The organism is Enterococcus sp. AZ088 (genome assembly GCF_051714845.1).
Taxonomy (GTDB): Bacteria; Bacillota; Bacilli; order Lactobacillales; family Enterococcaceae; genus Enterococcus; species Enterococcus faecalis.
The window spans coordinates 1,366,998-1,384,188 of sequence record NZ_JBIOSQ010000001.1 but is presented as its reverse complement, the minus strand read 5'-3'; the positions used below and the strand labels follow the sequence as shown (position 1 = coordinate 1,384,188).

Here is a 17,191-nt window from a genome sequence, read left to right as displayed (position 1 = left end):
TGATGTACAATATAGTATAGAAAGCGGATACAAGTAGGAGTGATTTTTTATGAACTACACAAATAGTCGAACGTTTAATCCTGAAATTTTATATGCCTTCGATCCTTGGAACGAAGAGACCCACCCTTATAATTGTCATCATCATGAATTTCTGGAAATATCTATTCTTTTAGAAGGTGAATCTGAATATATTGTTCAAGGACAACAGTACCATGCCACTGCTGGTACGGTGTTTCTTTTTAATCCGCGAACGGAACATGGTGAGCAACAAAAAGCAGGAACTTACTCACATCAACTACACATTGGCATTTCAAATCTCTATTTAGAAGGCTTAGCGCGAAACGTATTTCCAAATAAATCAGCTTTATTAGATTTAAGTCATTTACATGGTGCTTTTTTAGAAAAAGCTTGGCAAATTGTTCATGAATTAAACCATCAAGAAGTTGAATCAGCGTTACAAATTAAAGCTTTAGTTATTGAACTATTGGTTTATATTTTAAGAAGTTTAGCAGTTGATCAAGAAAATAAAATTGAAACTCGGCTATCGAAAACGGAAAAAAGAAAACGAAATTTAGTCAATCATACGATTTATTATCTGGAAACCCACCATGACGAAGAAATTACTTTGGAACAGTTAGCTGAAATGTTATATGTTACCCCGACTTATTTGTCGAAAACCTTTAAAGCGGCCACAGGCGTTGGGCCAATCAATTATTTAATTCAAATCCGCTTAAACCATGCGAAAGAATTGCTGAAAAATGATTCCTTAAGTGTCAAAGAAGTGGCAAAAACGGTTGGTTACGAAGATGCCTATCATTTTAGTAAATTATTCAAAAAATATTATGGAAAATCTCCTTCACAATTTTAAGATAAAAAAACAAGGAATCGTCGGCTTCATTGCATCCGTTTCCTTGTTTTTGCTTTACGTTGACTCTTTTAACTGTTTCGTCATTGTATAATCGGTGTGGCGTTCATTTCCCATATAAAAATCATGTTCATCTGTTTTTACGAAGCCCAATGATTGATAAAATTTTTGCGCTGGATGATTATGTTCCCAAACACCTAACCAAACCGTCTCTTTTTTTGCTTCTTCCGCTAATTCAATTGCTTTCGTAATCAAATGTTTGCCTAAGCCTAAACGCTTAAAAGATTTACGAATATAAATGCGCTCAACTTGTAACGCTTGTGGATGTTGATAGGTAATCTGAGCATCACCGTGATTTAATTTCACATAACCTGCAAGTTCATTATTATAAAAAGCAAAGAAATATTGCGAATCTTTATGTAAGATTTCGCTTTCTAAAACTGCTGGACTAAATTTCCTCTCATAATGTGCCTGTAAATCCTCTTCGTTTTCGCCATCTCCATAAGTATCTGCAAAAGTCTCTTGGCAAATGGCCTCTAATTCTGGTACGTCTGCGACGGTACACTCTCTAATAAATACTGACATACTAAAACTCCTTTGTAGATTAAATCAACTGTTTAATTAAAATTAAACAAGGATTCCAAGCGTCCCATAATGTCGGAAAAACCTCAAGGCGCTTAAAACCCAATGATTCGTAAAAACGAATAGTATGATATTAACCTGTCTAGCGAATGACGTCAATCTTTTTGCTTTGTTTACATAACAAAATTATTGTATACCCAATCTTTTTTATTAAATAATAGCATAGGTAGTTTAAAAATGTAAGTTAGTCATTTATTCTTTATTATTTCCTTAAACCGACTCCTTTTCTCGCTAAATCTGCCCTTCCTTTGTTTTTTTCTGTTAAACTAAACGTATTAAGTCTATGAGGAGCGTGCGTATATGGATTATCTAAACATCTACAAGCGGTTGCTAGCATTGGCAGATGCAGGTCTTTTTTACGGGAAAGATGCTTTTGATCAAGAACGTTACCAAGAACTACGGGAACTTACGTTACAACTTATTAGCGCAACCGGACACGAAGCGACTGTCTTGCCCGACTTAGAAAAAATCTTAACTAAAGAGGAAGGTTATCCAACACCGAAAGTAGATGTTCGCGGTTTGATAAAAAAAGAGAATCGTTTTTTATTAGTTGAAGATTTACGGACCAAAGAATGGTCATTACCTGGTGGCTATGCCGAAATTGGCTGCTCCCCTAAAGAAAATATTGAAAAAGAAGTATTGGAAGAAACTGGCTTAGTTGTTACAGCAAAAGAATTGCTTGCTGTTTATGATACAGATAAACGAAAAGACATTCCTCAACTATTTCAGTACTATAAAATGATTTTTTCTTGTGAGATTTTAGAAAATCATCCCTTTGAAAAAAACATTGAAACCTCGAATTGTGCTTATTTTTCTTTAGATAATCTCCCCCCTCTTTCTATCAAACGAACAACGAAAGAGCAATTAATGGCATTAATGAACCAAACAACTGGAGCGCTTAGTGACTAACAAAAAGGATGAAGAACTTCTGTTCTTCATCCTTTTTCTATTATTAATTACATATTTTCTAAAGCGGCTTGGGCTAATAAGTTTAAGTAGTTCCAAGGGCGATCAAAATGTGGTTGGAAGAAGAAATCAGAAATCGCTAAATCTTCGACAGTCATTTTATTTTGGACCGCTAATGATAAAGTATTGGCAGATTGTGTGATATCATATTTAGACATCAATTGACCACCAACAATGCGTTGTGTTCCTTTTTCATAGACTAATTCCATCAGAACTTTTTCAGTTGTTGGCATAAACTCTGGACGATAGTTATCTTCGAAAACAGTTGCTTCGACATCTAGTCCGTTTAATTTGGCACTTTCTTTTGTCACACCTGTTGAACCAATTTTCCAACCGAATAAATATAAGCCAGAAGTTCCCTGTGTGCCACGATAAGCCAATTTTTGTTCAGTCAAATTACGACCTACTAGCATACCTTGACGAACAGCATTCGTTGCTAATGGGATATAATTTTTTGTTTGACTTGGGTTGTAGTGAACAACTGCACTATCACCCGCAGCAAAAATATCAGGATTGCTTGTTTGCATATACTCATTGACTTCAATTGCACCATTTGGTAACATGTCAACTTTATCTTTTAATAATTCTGTATTTGGACGGAAACCAACACACATAATCACCATATCTGCTTCGAATTCTTGACTTGGTGTAATGACTTTTGCTACTTTTCCTTGCTCATCTGCTACGAATTGTTGGACATTTTCACCTAAAGCTAAATTAACGCCACGATCAACTAATTCTTTTTCTAGAACATCTGTGAATGGCTTATCTAAATATTTATTTAAAATGCGGTCTAACCCGTCAACTAAAGTAACTTGTTTACCTGATTCTACAAAAGCTTCTACTAATTCAATACCAATATAACCGCCACCAACGACAACGACACGTTTGGCATCTTTCGCTTTTTCGATGATCACGTTGGCTTGTGAATAGTTTTTACATAATAAAATATTTTCAGCATCAATTCCTGGAATTGGTGGAATAATTGGCCAAGAACCAGTTGTCATCACTAATTTATCATAAGAAACGGTCTCAGTTGCACCCGTTTGTAAGTTTTTCGCTATAACAGTTTTGTCGTCCACGTTGATTTCTTCAACATTGTGTTCCATCTTCACTGTTGCTCCTAAAGAAGCCAGTTCTTCTGGATTTGAATAAAATAAATCAGCAGCATTTTTAACTACGCCTCCAACGTACAAGGCAATTCCGCAAGATAGGAAGGAAATATTGTCATTTCTTTCATATACAGTGACTTCCGCCTCCGGGTGATTTGCTAAAATACTTTTAACTGCTGAAGTTCCAGCATGGGTACATCCTACGACTACGACTTTCATGTTGTAAATCCCTTCTTTCACAATCTTTGTTTTGCAGAGGTGACGTCTCCCTCTGTCTGTTTAAAATATATCAGAGGAATCAAGCTTATTCGAGTTCTATGCTTGTGAATCGCATATAAAAAAATTCACAAACTGTTGCTAATTCTTAATAATAGCTAGTTAATTTTTTGTTTTTAAGAATTTAAAAGTCAATAACCACACAAAAAAACAAGCATAAGAGTGAAAACTCTTACGCTTGTGAAATTTGCCTAGACAAGTGACTTATCTTTTGATAAATTTTTAACAGTATGTAATTTTTTACACATTCTCCTGTTGTGCTTGTTGGCAATCTGGACATAATCCATATAATTCTAAACGATGTTCATTAATTTCGAAGCCTGTTAATTTACTAGCGGCCATTTCAACGTCCTCTAACCCTGGATAATGAAAATCAACGATTTTACCACATTTTTGACAAATCACGTGATAATGTTTCTTCGAACTAAAATCAAAACGACTAGATGCATCGCCATAACTCATTTCTTGAACGAAACCGATTTCAGTAAATAAACGTAGATTGTTGTAAACCGTTGCTACACTCATATTTGGAAAATGATCTTCTAGTGCGCGATAAATTTCATCAGCTGTTGGGTGTGTATGATTTTCGATTAAATATTCCAAGATAGCATAACGTTGCGGAGTAATTCGGATATTGGCTTCTTTTAATTCAGCGAGTGCATTTTTAACCAATACGTTGTCCATCTTTGTATCCCTCCCCTGTCTATCTTTCTTAAATAATACTATTTCTTATTACGATTGACAAGAATTATTGTAGGATTCTCGTGGAAAAAACGAGCATTTTACTAAACTAAGAGAAATGCTCGTTTTTTTGCGTGTTTTTTATTCTGGAAATTCGTAAAGAGCTGTCGAAAGATAACGTTCACCGTTATCTGGAACCAGCGCTAAGACACGTTTGCCTGCGCCTAATTCAACTGCCAAATCAATGGCAGCTTTAATTGCTGCCCCTGCTGAAATCCCCACAAGGATGCCTTCTTTTGGCCCCATTAAACGAGCAGTTTCTAATGCGTCTTCACTAGAAACAGCGGCAACTTTTTGATAAACGGTGGTGTCTAAAACTTCTGGGACAAAACCAGCGCCTATTCCTTGGATTTTATGTGGACCTGGTTCGCCACCTTCTAAAACAGGCGACTCCGTTGGTTCTACTGCAACAATTTCAATGTCTGGAAAAATCCGTTTCAATTCATGGCCAACTCCTGTAACGGTTCCTCCAGTGCCAACACCAGAGACAAACGCATCTAAGCCACGTTTACCAAAGACATCAACAATTTCTTTTCCTGTTTTTTGTTCATGTACCATTGGATTAGCTGGATTATTAAATTGCAAAGGCATGAAGTATCCGTGTTCTTCTGCTAATGCTGTGGCTTTTGCAATTGCCCCTTTCATTCCTTCGGCACCAGGGGTTAATAATAGATCAGCCCCATATGCTTGCATTAATTTGCGGCGTTCAATACTCATAGTATCTGGCATCACAATCTTAACTGGATATCCCAACGCAGCACCTACCATTGCTAACCCAATGCCTGTATTACCACTAGTCGGCTCAATAATCGTTTGTCCAGGTTTTAGGCGACCATCTGCTTCGGCTTGTTGGATCATGCTTAAAGCAATTCGATCTTTCACACTGCCACCAGGATTAAAGAATTCTAGTTTAACAAAAACATCTGCAGCTCCTTCTGGTACCATCCGTTTTAATTTCACAACTGGGCTTTGACCAATTAACTCTGTTACTGATTTTACATAACCTTTAGTCATAATCCTACATCCTCCAATTTTACAAACAATATAATAATTCTTTCTCTAAGCATAGCTCAAAAAAACGATTTCTACCAGAAAAACGAATTTTAGTTTGTGAAAAATTAAATAAAAAAACGGATTATGCTCATCAAATAATTGCTGCTGGCCCTACCTATTTTCACGATAAAAGACCTTACAAAAACTACTGCTTTTGTAAGGTCTTTCTTCAACTAAATAATTGCAAAATTAACCGATTTGGATGGTTTGACCCACCGATAAAACAGAATCCAATGTTAATCCATTTAGTGACATTAAATTATCAACTGTCGTTCCAAAACGTGCAGCAATGTCCCACAATGTGTCGCCGTTTGCGACAGTGTAACTTTGACTAGCTACAGTTTCTGCTGTTGCTGTTGCAGAAGCCGCTGTATCGATTGTTGTATCAACGGTTCCCGTTGTATCTGAATAACTAGTGGTTTGAGCGACTGGTGCTCCCCAATCATATTGAGTTAAATTATATGCTTCAATTAACCAATTCAATTTTTCGGCATAGCCTGGATCAGTTGCATAACTTCCAGCTAAAGCGGCTGTTGCATCGCGATAACTGCTAGTATTACTCTTCCAAACGCCTGAATAATGGTATGTATCCCCAAAAGCAGTGGAACGAATAACATTGGCATGATCTTGGAACGATTCCGCATAAGAATTATAACTTCTAAATGCTGCTGTGACGGTCACCCATTGTCCGTCTAAATATTCTTTTGTTGGCATATAAACAGATTGTCCATTATAACTTCCTTTTACACCAAACAAGTTATAGTTCGGTGCAGATGCTAACCCAGAACTACCATAACTACTTTCTAGCAACGCTTGAGCAATCATGACGGAAGCATACATATCATTGCTATTGGCAACGGCTGCTGCTGAATTTCCGATTTCATTAATAAATGCTTGCTGGCTTGATTCTGCTTGGGCAGGTACCGCAGCACCAACCACAGGTGCTAAAATCATTGAAGTCCCCGCAACGGCGGTAGCACGTTTATAAGCTTTTTGCTTTTTAAGAGCTTTTTGAATATGTTTACTACTTCTTGTTAACTGTTCGCTCATTCATTTTTCCTCCTCACTGTCTCACTTTTCTATTTTACCGTTAATTTCCTATTGAAACAAGAAATAAACGTATTAAATTTTGAGTTTTAAAATTTCTGTAATGTAATTGAAATCTTGTTTGTATTTAATTAACCCTCTTCACACTTGTGAAAACAACCACTTCTTCTTTTCAATTTGATGAGATTTTTGTTATTTATCCTCTTACTTTTCTTTATTTATTGTGATAAAATTTTTAATGGACTTGTCACTTTTTGAACAAACTTTATAAGAGAAGTCTGTTTTTGTAATCAAAACAACTATTGCCGAGTAGTTGTTGTATTACAAAATGAATTACATAGAAATGTAGGTGGTTAGATGAAGAAACAACAATCGGGTTTAACAAATCAAGTGACGTTTTTATTAGCGTTAACTTGCGGGGTCGTGGTCGCCAATATGTATTATATTCAACCAATTGGCACCCAAATTGCTCAGGCCTTTCAAGTCAGTATTGGTTCTATTGGTTTTGTTACTATGCTGACCCAATTAGGCTATGCGCTAGGCTTACTTTTTCTTGTTCCATTAGGCGATGTCGTTGATCGTCGCAAATTAATCATTCGAGTAGCTGCGCTCTCCTCGCTGTCTCTAAGTGCTGCGTTTTTTGCACCAAGTTTTCTCCTGTTTGCACTCTCTTCTTTTTTTATTGGGCTGCTCTCTATTGTCGCCCAAATTATTATTCCTTATGCTGCGGTCATGGCGGGACCAGCGAACCGTGGTAAAGTAACAGGTCGAATGCTGGGCGGACTATTGACAGGAATTTTATTGTCTCGAACGATCTCGGGTTTCATTGCTAGTGCAGCTTCTTGGCGAACAGTGTACCTAATCGCCGTAATATTCGTGTTAGCATTGGTCGTTCTACTTCAATTAAAATTGCCCAAAACAGTGATACATACTCAAACTTCAAATCGATTAACTTATTTAGGTTCTTTGAAAAGTCTTCCTAAGCTAATCAAATCGCAACCTTTGTTAAGAGAAGCAACTGTCAATGGCTTTTTTATGTTTGCAACCTTTTCAATCTTTTGGTCTACATTAATTTTCTTTGTTAGTAGTCCAGCTTATTATTGGGGACCGAAAGAAGTCGGTATTTTAGCAATTTTTGGGTTATCAGGGGCTTTCGTAGCACCCATCATTGGTCGTCTATCCGATTATTATCCAGAGCGGAAGATTGTTTTGATTGGCCTGCTGATGCAGTTCGGTAGTTTTATCTTACTTTTTCTAGGTGGAACACATGTGGTCTTACTAATCTTAGCAATTATTGTTTTAGATATCGGTACTCAATTTGGGCAAGTAGCCAATCAAACACGCGTCCAAAATTTGGGAGAAGAAGCCAGCAATCGTAACAATACCGTCTTTATGTTTTTCTATTTCATCGGCGGTTCACTGGGTTCATTGATTGGTACATTAATGTGGCAAAACTATGGTTGGTCTGGTGTTACTTTAACTGGTATTGGGTTCCAATTGTTCGCATTATTTTTTCACTTTATGCTCTTTGCTCCCAAAAAGAAATGAAGCAAAAAACCTGAATGCTATCACAAGCATTCAGGTTTTTTAATGTTTATTTATAGTGATTTATAGGTATTAACCACATTTTCAGGAGTAAAGCCGAATTTTTCAAGAACTAGACCGCCAGGTGCAGAAGCACCGAAGTGATCAATTGTGATTGTTTTGCCTTCCGTCCCTACATAGCGTTCCCAACCAAAACTTGCTGCAGCTTCAATCGCCACACGTTTTGTCACAGCTTTAGGTAACACACTTTCTTTATATTCAGCAGATTGTTTTTCAAACAAATCAAAACTTGGCATTGACACGACAGATACATCGATGCCTTCTTCCGCTAATTTCGCTTGTGCTTCCACTGCTAGATTTACTTCAGAACCAGTCGCAATTAAAATCCCTGCTGGTTGTTCACCTTTTTGTGGTGACAATACATAAGCACCTTTTTGAACAGAATCAGAAGCGTGTTCTAACGTTCCTTCTAAAACAGGTAAGTTTTGACGACTTAGAACTAAAATAGTTGGTGTTTCCGTAGAATTCATAGCAATTTTCCAAGCAGCAACAGTTTCATTGCCGTCTGCTGGACGAATCACATGAACATTTGGAATGCAACGAACACTTGCTAATTGCTCAATTGGTTCGTGTGTTGGCCCATCTTCACCCACCGCAACAGAGTCATGCGTTAAGACGTAAGTTACAGGAACTTTTTGTAAAGCGGCTAAACGGATTGCTGGACGTAAGTAGTCAGTAAAGACGAAGAATGTCCCGCCATAAACATGGCTACCACCGTGTAATTGAATCCCGTTCATTGCTGCAGCCATTGCAAATTCGCGAACACCAAACCAAATATTACGGCCTTCGTATTGACCAGGTTCGAAATCTTTTTCTGCAGCAACCATTGTATTATTTGAGGCTGATAAATCAGCTGAACCGCCCCAGAAACTTGGAACAACTTTTGAAATAGCTTGAATCGTTTCTTTACTTGTTACACGACTTGCGGCACTTGTTCCTAGTTCATATTTAGGTAATTCTTGTTCCCAACCTTCAGGTAATCGGTTGGCAAAAGCTTCTTTAAATTGTTTGGCTAATTCTGGATGCGCATGTTCATAGTTCTTAAACATCTCATTCCAAGCCGCTTCTGCTTTTTGGCCTTCGTCAATCATCGTTTCTTTAAAACGAGCAGCGACTTCCTCTGGCACAGTAAAGTCAGGATATTCCCAACCATAAACAGCTTTAGCCGCTGTAATGCCCTCTTCACCAATTGGCGCGCCGTGAACGGAAGAAGTTCCTTCTTTTGGTGCTCCGTAACCAATGACTGTTTTAACTTCAATCAATGTTGGTTTATCCGTTTCAGCTTTAGCCGCTTCAATCGCAGCCTCTATTTCATCTAAATCATTGCCATCTTTAACTAAAATATGTTGCCATCCGTATGCTTCATAACGAGCCCCAACATTTTCAGTAAAGGCTTTAGAAGTTGGTCCATCTAATGAGATGTCATTTGAATCGTACAAGACAATTAATTTACCTAATTTCATATGACCAGCCATTGAACTTGCTTCTTGAGAAACACCTTCCATTAAATCGCCGTCACCACAAATTGCGTACGTATAATGATCCATAATAGGGAAACTATCACGATTATAAGTTGCGGCTAAATGCGCTTCAGCCATTGCCATACCAACAGCCATAGCAATCCCTTGTCCTAGAGGTCCTGTTGTTGCTTCAACACCATCTGTGTGGTGCACTTCTGGATGCCCTGGTGTTTTACTATCCCATTGACGGAAATTTTTCAAATCGTCAATTGTTACGTTGTATCCTGATAGATGTAATAAGCTGTACAACATTGCAGAGCCGTGGCCTGCTGAAAGTACAAAACGATCACGATCAACCCAGTTTCTAGAAGTTGTTGGGTTCACCTTTAAATGTTTTGTCCAAAGTGCATACGCCATTGGGGCAGCACCCATTGGTAAACCAGGATGTCCTGAGTTCGCTTTTTGTACGGCTTCAATACTTAATGTCCGGATTGTATTAACGCCCAATTGATCTGTCTTGTCAAACAAAAAAATCATCTCCTAATTTAGGTTTTTTTTACCTTTATTCATAGTGTAGCTTATTTCGACAATGAAAGCAATTACTTTCTGTTGTGAAGTCCTTTTTCACGTTGAATTTGTTTTAGTTTTTCAGGAGTCACATCGGTCCCTTCTTGATCCACGACCTTCATTCCTTCGATATGGTGACGCATCCCTCCACGAAATGCTTCTAAATACTCTTTACGTAATTCTTGTTGTTCGACTTTTTCTTTCGCACTAAGTTCTTCCACTTTTGCTTTATTCGCTAATTCATTTATACGGGCAATTTTTTCTTTCGATAACATCAAAATCCCTCCTTACTCTCACTGTCTATATTATAAGAACTGCCTTAAAAAAACAACTATATTCTGATATTTATAAAACACGAACGCTTGTTTGATTTCGTTCGCATTTTATGGTACACTAATTTTATCAATTGAAAGAAGGTGCGGGTTTTGGCGAAACGTACAGAAACAAGACAATTAGAAGTACTTAAATATATATACGAACAAGTCGAATTAAAGGGCTATCCGCCAACCGTTCGCGAAATTGGGAAGGCTGTTGATTTATCCTCAACTTCTACCGTTCACGGACATTTAGCTCGTCTTGAAAAAAAGGGTCTAATCTTACGTGACCCAACAAAACCGCGAGCAATCGAATTAACACCAGAAGGCTTGGAAAAGATTGGGATTCAACCGACAACTATTCCGATGTTAGGTGTCGTAACTGCTGGTGAACCAATTTTAGCGGTGGAAGAAGCATCAGATTTCTTCCCGTTACCTCCTGATTTACGTACAGAAGAAAATGCTTTATTTATGTTGACGATTCGAGGAGAAAGTATGATTAACGCAGGTATTCTAGATGGCGACCAAGTGATTGTTCGTAAGCAATCGAATGCCAATAATGGCGACATCGTAATCGCAATGACCGATGAAGATGAAGCAACCTGTAAACGATTCTTCCGAGAAGTAGATCATATCCGCTTGCAGCCTGAAAATGATGCATTAGCGCCTATTCTTTTAGATAACGTTACAATTTTAGGTAAAGTTGTTGGTTTATATCGCAATCATATTTAATAAAAAAAGGAAGTCACTCCGTTGAGCGGCTTCCTTTTTTGCTTGTTAACAAGTAAATAGCCTTTTGAGCTTCCTCGATAACCTCTGCTTCAGTTTCTACAGAAAGTAGATAATTTAAAGCTTCTAAACTTTGCTCGGGTTCTCTTTTTGCGAGCTGACCTAACGACCAAGCAGCTGTTCCGCGAATGACAGGACGCTGATCATTTAAACAGAGAATAATTTGTGGGATAGCTTCACGGCCGCCCAAATTCGCTAACGCAATTAAAGCATTCCGTTGCAATGGTTTTTTACCACGCCAAGAGCCTGCTAAGTGTCCGAATTGCTGTTTAAATTCTTTATTGGAAATAGTTAATAACGGTGCCAATTTGGGATAAACTTCTTCAATCTTTGGTTCCATCTCTTCATGAAAATGAAAATCTTTTCCTTTATTATAAGGGCAAACCAGCTGACAAATGTCGCAACCATAAATGACGTTACGCATTTTTTTCCGATACTCTTCAGGCATCATGCCTTTTGTTTGCGTTTGATAAGACAAACATTTTTGAGCATTCATTCGACCGTCCCCTAACAAAGCCCCTGTAGGACACCCTGTGATACAACGAGTACAATCACCGCAACCGTTTGGAACAGGTTCATCTGGTTCAAATTGAATGTTGGTGGTCACCTCACCTAAATATACAAAGGAACCAAATTCTTCGGTAATCAGTAGACCATTTTTACCAATGAATCCTAAACCCGCCCGCTGAGCAACAGCGGTGTCAACATATTCGCCAGTATCTACTTGTGGCCGAAAGCGCCAGTGTTCTTTTTCTGCTTCAGTGGCAGCTTGCTCTTCAATAAAAGCAATTAATTTTTGCAACCGATCCTGCAAAATGTGATGATAGTCAATTCCCCAAGAGGCTCGCGCAAATTGTCCACGCTTTTCATCTCTAGGCATTTTTTCCTGAGCTTTGGTGGGATAAGCTAAAGCAATGGAGATAATACTTTTAGGATGCTCAAACGTTTTTTCTGGGTAAATTCGTTCTTCCACATTTTGATGTTCAAACCCCGAGTTATATCCTCGCTCTCGTTGTTCATGCAGAGAATCTTCTAATTCAATAAATGGTTCAGCATGAGTAAAGCCGATTTTATCGATGCCTAAACGTTGACTCTCTTGAATAATTTTTTCTTTCAATGTCGGCATTGCTCATGCCTCCCTTCATTTTATTATTTATCGTTTCGATGATACGTTTCATAGTCATGTGCATAGAGATTTTTCTCGTCCACGACGCCGGGAACAGTGGCAACTTTTTCCCAAACAGACCAGTCGATTTCTGGAAAGAAGGTGTCGCCTTCAAATGTTTCATGAATCATCGTCCGATATAAGACATCGCATGCGGGAATCAGTTCTTTAAAAACGACAGAACCTCCACCAATAACGGTCACGCCTTCATAGTTGTCAGCATACGCAAGAATTTCCTCTACGGAATGCATAACCAAAACGCCTTCAGCTTGGTAATCCGGATTACTGGTAAGAACAATCGTTGTTCGATTTGGTAACGGACGACATCCCATGCCTTCGAAAGTTGCACGTCCTAAGACCAATGTATTATGAATTGTTTTTTCCTTGAAAAATTTCAAGTCGTTGGGTAAACGCCAAGGCAATTTGCCTTCTTTACCAATCACTCCTTGTTCATCTTGGGCCCAAATGGCTGCTAACATAGCTTCTCTCTCCTTTTTTATACGGCAATCGGCGCTTTAATCGTTGGATGTGGGTCATAGCCTTCTACTTTAATATCTTCCATATCAAAATCAAAAACAGAAGCCTTGTCTGGATTCAAAACGAGCGTTGGAAAAGAACGAACTTCTCGTGATAATTGTTCTTGCATTTGCTCCACATGATTTTTATATAAGTGGGCATCTCCTAGCGTGTGTACAAACTCCCCCACTTCTAAACCTGTTTCATGTGCAATCAGATGTGTCAATAAAGCATAGCTTGCAATGTTAAAAGGAACACCTAAAAAAACATCGGCACTGCGCTGATAAAGTTGACAGCTTAATTTTCCTTCATTTACATAAAATTGAAACATAGTGTGACAAGGCGGCAACGCCATTGAAGGCACATCTTCTGGATTCCAAGCGGAAACAATTAAACGGCGAGAATCAGGATTGGTTTTAATCATTTCAATCACATTAGCTAATTGATCGATAAAGCTACCATCTTTGGTTTCCCAGTGACGCCATTGCGCACCATAAATATTCCCTAATTCACCATATTTTTCTGCAAACTCTGCATCATTTAAAATGGCATCACAGAATTTTTGATGTTCTTCTTTGTATTGTTCTGCAAACGCTGGATCTTGTAAGACACGATGCCCAAAATCCGTCATGTCTGGTCCTTGATAATCTGCGCTTTTTACGTAACGTTCGAACGCCCATTCATCCCAAATATGATTATTTCGCTCTAACAAATAGCGAATATTCGTGTCGCCTTTTAAAAACCACAATAACTCACTTTTAATCAAGCCAAACGGTACTCGTTTGGTTGTTAGTAAGGGAAATCCTTTGGCCAAATCAAAACGCATTTGATAGCCAAATAAACTATACGTCCCAGTTCCTGTACGGTCTTCTTTAAAATGACCTTTTTCTAAAATCTTTTTTCCTAGCGCTAAGTATGCTTCTTCCATCTTATTCCCTCCATCTCTTAATCCGCGTATTCACTCAAGTATTCCCAACGATTCATTTTTTCTTCTAACAATTGTTCCGTTGCTGTTACCGCTTCTTGTAGTTCTTGTAAACGAACAAAATTATCACCCTGATGATTCATTTCTTCAGTTAATGTTTCTAATTTCGTTTCTAATTGTGTGATGTCTTCTTCAATTGTTGCCCACTCTTTTTGTTCCATATAAGTCAGCTTTGTTTTTTCTTTCTTTTCTGTCGATGCTTCTTTTACTGGTTTATTGAGCGGTTTTTCTTTGACCTTTTCTTGTTCTTTTTGGTTCGCCAAATATTCACTCATCGTGCCATAAAATGATAGGATCTGACCATTTCCTTGAAAAACTAACAATTTATCCATTGTTTTATCCAAGAAATAACGGTCATGAGAAACCGCAATTACCGCTCCTTTAAACGTTTGGATATAATCTTCTAAAATGGTCAACGTATCAATGTCCAAATCGTTGGTTGGCTCATCCAATAATAACACGTTAGGCTGACTAATTAATAATTTTAAGAGATATAACCGGCGTTTTTCTCCACCAGACAGTTTGCCAATCAGTGTCCCGTGCATAAAACGAGGAAATAAAAAGCGCTCTAACATTTCAGCGACCCCAACGCTGCTTCCATCACTGCGTTTCACTTCTTCTGCTGCTTCTTGCAAATAAGCAATCATTCGTTGATTAGGATCCATTTCTTCGTTTTGCTGGGTATAATAGCCAATTCGGACGGTTTCACCGATACTATATAGGCCACTCTCTAAAGGAATGCGGCCAGCTAAAATATTTAATAACGTGGATTTGCCTGCACCGTTTTTACCAGTAATGCCAATTCGATCGTTTGCTTGAATGAGTAAATTAAAGTCTTTCAAAAGCTGTTTGTGATCAATGGCATAATTTCCTTCCTTGATTTCCAGAACTTTTTTCCCTAAACGCTGCGTGGCAAAGTCTGCTTCTAAGGTGCCATTGGTTTGTACCTGATGCAAGTTTTCTTTTAAATCCTGAAACCGATCAATTCTTGCTTGCTGTTTCGTTCCTCGTGCTTGAACGCCCGCTCGCATCCACGCTAGTTCTTGTTTGAAGAGGCGTTTTCTTTTTTCTTCTTGCTCTACAGCGACGCGTTCACGTTCGGCTTTTTCCATTACATACGTTTCATAGTTTCCTTTGTACTCATACAGTTTTCCAAAAGAAAGTTCGAAAATCCGATTGGTTACTCGATCTAAAAAGTAGCGGTCATGGGTCACCATTAAAACCGCGCCACGATAGTTATTTAAAAAGTTTTCCAGCCATTCAATCGTTTCATAATCCAGATGGTTCGTTGGTTCATCCAATAACAGTAAATCAGGCGCTTCAATTAAGACTTGCGCCAAGCTTACTCGTTTTAACTGCCCACCAGAAAGCTCACCTATTTTCTTTTCCAATGTGGGAATGCCTAATTTTTGTAAAATAATTTTTGCATTGGTATCTGCTGTCCAAGCATCTTGTTTATTCATGGCTTCTTCTGCTTGCGTGTAACGTCTTTGAACCCCTTCGTCTAAACCATTCTCACTTAAAGCAGCTAACGCTAATTCATAATTTTTGACCGCTTTTATGATCGGGCTGTCTCCCTGAAACACGGCTTCTGCAATCGTAATATTCTCGTCAAATGTTTGATTCTGGGAAAGGTACCCAATTTGATAGTCACTTGGCTGCTGAATTGCAGCAAGATCACCATCACCGCTATCTACACCAGCAATAATATTTAATAAACTGGTTTTCCCTGTGCCGTTAATCCCAATTAAACCAATGCGATCTTTTTCATGAATCAAAAAAGAAAGATGATCAAATAGTGTTTTTTCCCCATATGTTTTGGTTAAATCTGTTACTTTTAATTCTTTCACCGACACTACCAACTCCTTCTATTTTGGTCTTGCTTATTGTATCAAAAATCAGCGTATGCGGCTACCAAAAAAATAAATTATAGACGTTCAGAATAATCTTCGTCAAGAGAGAATTTCATATGTAGCGAACCTTAACTTTGGACAAAAATTCAAACCCGTTTTGCCCAAGGTTCTGTATGTTCTTTATTTTCTTGATAAATAGCCTCGAGCAAGCTCCCAAACATTGTCTTCATAATTACTAAAAACTGTGTATATATCTTTTCCCAAAGGATTGAACAGTGAAATACAGGAAACACCGGGATCACAACCTTCAATATAAATATGCGTATGATTTTTTGTTGGATTGGCCAACCAAATTCCAAGTCCGTAATGTTCTTTTTCATTTCCTGCATGTTTTTTAATCATTTCTGAAATGCTCTTTTCAGATAAGATTTCATAGGAGAACAGTCCATCCCAAAAGTTACAGTTGTTTCATTCAGGACTAAGATCTCTTGCATCGCCAACTACATTTCTTCTAAGCTAGTGGCGAATAAGTTTTTGGTTTGTCGGTCAAACTCATTGAGCTTTTGAATTTGCTTGTGGAGCTTGGCAATGTCTTGTTGCATACTATCAGCCATCTTAATAAAGGTCCGTTGGGCATTTTGTAAGAGTTCATAAATTCCTGGAATCGGCTGACTATGGGCTAATGTGGCGACTGCCCTAGCAGAATCGTGCAATAAATGAATATACAGTTAGCTTTTGGTAGTTATTGGCAATTTGATTAGTGAGATTGCGCTTACTAGTCAAGACTTTACTAACCTAAGCTGATCAGATATTAAAGTGCCTTTTTTATTTATTTTGTTGTAAAAATGCTTCCAAAATTCGTTTTACTGGTAAACTAGCATTTTTTAATAAATTTTCTGCTTTTCCGATTATTGCCTTGTCTGAAATAATCAAATTTCTGTATGGTTCTCCATCAAATGAACGTAATGAATCTAAAGCATATTCAACTACCTCATCATTTTCATGTAGCAATTCTAATAATACATTGAAGCCATTAATACCTGTTTCCTCATCAATACAATAGGCTAACCTAATTTTATACTTTTCTTCCTTATTCTTTAAATTATGAGTTAAATCTTTCCAATCATTTTCTGTAAATCCACTTAATAATTCTTGTACATACAAAAATTCATCATCAAAAAAGTAATTGTCTGAACTATTCTCAGATAAAACTTCATCTACTTTTTCATACATTA

At 37.8% G+C, this 17,191-nt stretch carries 18 protein-coding genes and 1 pseudogene; 4 read left to right on the top strand and 15 right to left on the bottom strand.

All coding sequences use genetic code 11. The annotated features are described in order from the left end of the window. Positions 1–49 precede the first annotated feature (49 nt). The gene (locus IGL17_RS06840; protein ID WP_002357554.1) at positions 50–868 is read left to right on the top strand and encodes a helix-turn-helix transcriptional regulator; all 819 of its coding nucleotides are present in this window, start codon (positions 50–52) and stop codon (positions 866–868) included. 54 nt (positions 869–922) lie between these two features. Here IGL17_RS06840 and IGL17_RS06835 read toward each other — a convergent pair whose 3' ends face one another. Together IGL17_RS06835 and IGL17_RS06830 are read right to left on the bottom strand one after the other, a co-directional pair. Further along, on the bottom strand, positions 923–1,450 hold the full coding sequence (locus IGL17_RS06835) for a GNAT family N-acetyltransferase (RefSeq protein WP_010707581.1): 528 nt from the start codon (positions 1,448–1,450) through the stop codon (positions 923–925). A 19-nt stretch (positions 1,451–1,469) separates the two neighbouring features. Beyond that, positions 1,470–1,574, bottom strand: a pseudogene (locus IGL17_RS06830) (GNAT family N-acetyltransferase); the annotation flags it as partial. Positions 1,575–1,807: 233 nt separating this feature from the next. Here IGL17_RS06830 and IGL17_RS06825 point away from each other — a divergent pair. Then, positions 1,808–2,416 carry an NUDIX hydrolase N-terminal domain-containing protein gene (locus tag IGL17_RS06825; protein WP_010713399.1) on the top strand — a complete coding sequence of 203 codons (609 nt, stop codon included), beginning with the start codon at positions 1,808–1,810 and terminating at the stop codon, positions 2,414–2,416. Positions 2,417–2,463: 47 nt separating this feature from the next. Here IGL17_RS06825 and IGL17_RS06820 read toward each other — a convergent pair whose 3' ends face one another. The 4 genes from IGL17_RS06820 to IGL17_RS06805 all read right to left on the bottom strand — a co-directional run bounded on the left by IGL17_RS06820 (position 2,464) and on the right by IGL17_RS06805 (position 6,705). Then, positions 2,464–3,804 carry an NADH oxidase gene (locus tag IGL17_RS06820; protein ID WP_002357559.1) on the bottom strand — a complete coding sequence of 447 codons (1,341 nt, stop codon included), beginning with the start codon at positions 3,802–3,804 and terminating at the stop codon, positions 2,464–2,466. Positions 3,805–4,101: 297 nt separating this feature from the next. Beyond that, positions 4,102–4,545 carry a Fur family transcriptional regulator gene (locus IGL17_RS06815; RefSeq protein ID WP_002357560.1) on the bottom strand — a complete coding sequence of 148 codons (444 nt, stop codon included), beginning with the start codon at positions 4,543–4,545 and terminating at the stop codon, positions 4,102–4,104. Between the two features lie 138 nt (positions 4,546–4,683). Further along, positions 4,684–5,616 (bottom strand): cysteine synthase A, encoded by a 933-nt coding sequence (gene cysK / locus IGL17_RS06810; RefSeq protein WP_002357561.1) that lies wholly within the window; start codon positions 5,614–5,616, stop codon positions 4,684–4,686. 228 nt (positions 5,617–5,844) lie between these two features. Further along, complete coding sequence (locus tag IGL17_RS06805) at positions 5,845–6,705, bottom strand: glucosaminidase domain-containing protein (RefSeq protein WP_002357562.1); 861 nt, start codon at positions 6,703–6,705, stop codon at positions 5,845–5,847. A 354-nt stretch (positions 6,706–7,059) separates the two neighbouring features. On the opposite strand from IGL17_RS06805, the gene IGL17_RS06800 reads away from it, so the two are divergent. After that, entirely contained in the window at positions 7,060–8,250 is a 1,191-nt protein-coding gene (locus IGL17_RS06800; protein WP_002357563.1) for an MFS transporter, read from the top strand. A 50-nt stretch (positions 8,251–8,300) separates the two neighbouring features. On the opposite strand, the gene tkt is transcribed toward IGL17_RS06800, so the two are convergent. Together tkt and IGL17_RS06790 are read right to left on the bottom strand one after the other, a co-directional pair. Further along, positions 8,301–10,295, bottom strand: coding sequence for a transketolase (gene tkt / locus IGL17_RS06795; RefSeq protein ID WP_025193365.1), 1,995 nt, complete (start codon positions 10,293–10,295; stop codon positions 8,301–8,303). A 71-nt stretch (positions 10,296–10,366) separates the two neighbouring features. Further along, a complete protein-coding gene (locus tag IGL17_RS06790; RefSeq protein WP_002384502.1) occupies positions 10,367–10,609 on the bottom strand; it encodes a DUF896 family protein in 243 nt (80 codons plus the stop codon). Between the two features lie 150 nt (positions 10,610–10,759). On the opposite strand from IGL17_RS06790, the gene lexA reads away from it, so the two are divergent. Then, positions 10,760–11,380 (top strand): transcriptional repressor LexA, encoded by a 621-nt coding sequence (lexA, locus tag IGL17_RS06785; protein WP_002357566.1) that lies wholly within the window; start codon positions 10,760–10,762, stop codon positions 11,378–11,380. A gap of 13 nt (positions 11,381–11,393) precedes the next feature. On the opposite strand, the gene queG is transcribed toward lexA, so the two are convergent. The 7 genes from queG to IGL17_RS06750 form a co-directional block, all read right to left on the bottom strand. Then, positions 11,394–12,563 carry a tRNA epoxyqueuosine(34) reductase QueG gene (gene queG, locus IGL17_RS06780; protein ID WP_002369389.1) on the bottom strand — a complete coding sequence of 390 codons (1,170 nt, stop codon included), beginning with the start codon at positions 12,561–12,563 and terminating at the stop codon, positions 11,394–11,396. 23 nt (positions 12,564–12,586) lie between these two features. Further along, complete coding sequence (dfr, locus tag IGL17_RS06775) at positions 12,587–13,081, bottom strand: trimethoprim-sensitive dihydrofolate reductase (RefSeq protein ID WP_016618377.1); 495 nt, start codon at positions 13,079–13,081, stop codon at positions 12,587–12,589. A 17-nt stretch (positions 13,082–13,098) separates the two neighbouring features. After that, the gene (locus IGL17_RS06770; protein WP_016618378.1) at positions 13,099–14,046 is read right to left on the bottom strand and encodes a thymidylate synthase; all 948 of its coding nucleotides are present in this window, start codon (positions 14,044–14,046) and stop codon (positions 13,099–13,101) included. A gap of 17 nt (positions 14,047–14,063) precedes the next feature. After that, complete coding sequence (locus IGL17_RS06765) at positions 14,064–15,953, bottom strand: ABC-F family ATP-binding cassette domain-containing protein (RefSeq protein ID WP_016618379.1); 1,890 nt, start codon at positions 15,951–15,953, stop codon at positions 14,064–14,066. A 183-nt stretch (positions 15,954–16,136) separates the two neighbouring features. Further along, entirely contained in the window at positions 16,137–16,358 is a 222-nt protein-coding gene (locus IGL17_RS06760; protein WP_025193366.1) for a hypothetical protein, read from the bottom strand. Positions 16,359–16,456: 98 nt separating this feature from the next. Then, a complete protein-coding gene (locus IGL17_RS06755) occupies positions 16,457–16,669 on the bottom strand; it encodes a hypothetical protein (RefSeq protein ID WP_078126765.1) in 213 nt (70 codons plus the stop codon). A 112-nt stretch (positions 16,670–16,781) separates the two neighbouring features. Further along, entirely contained in the window at positions 16,782–17,189 is a 408-nt protein-coding gene (locus tag IGL17_RS06750) for a hypothetical protein (RefSeq protein ID WP_002409212.1), read from the bottom strand. Between the last annotated feature and the right edge of the window lie 2 nt (positions 17,190–17,191).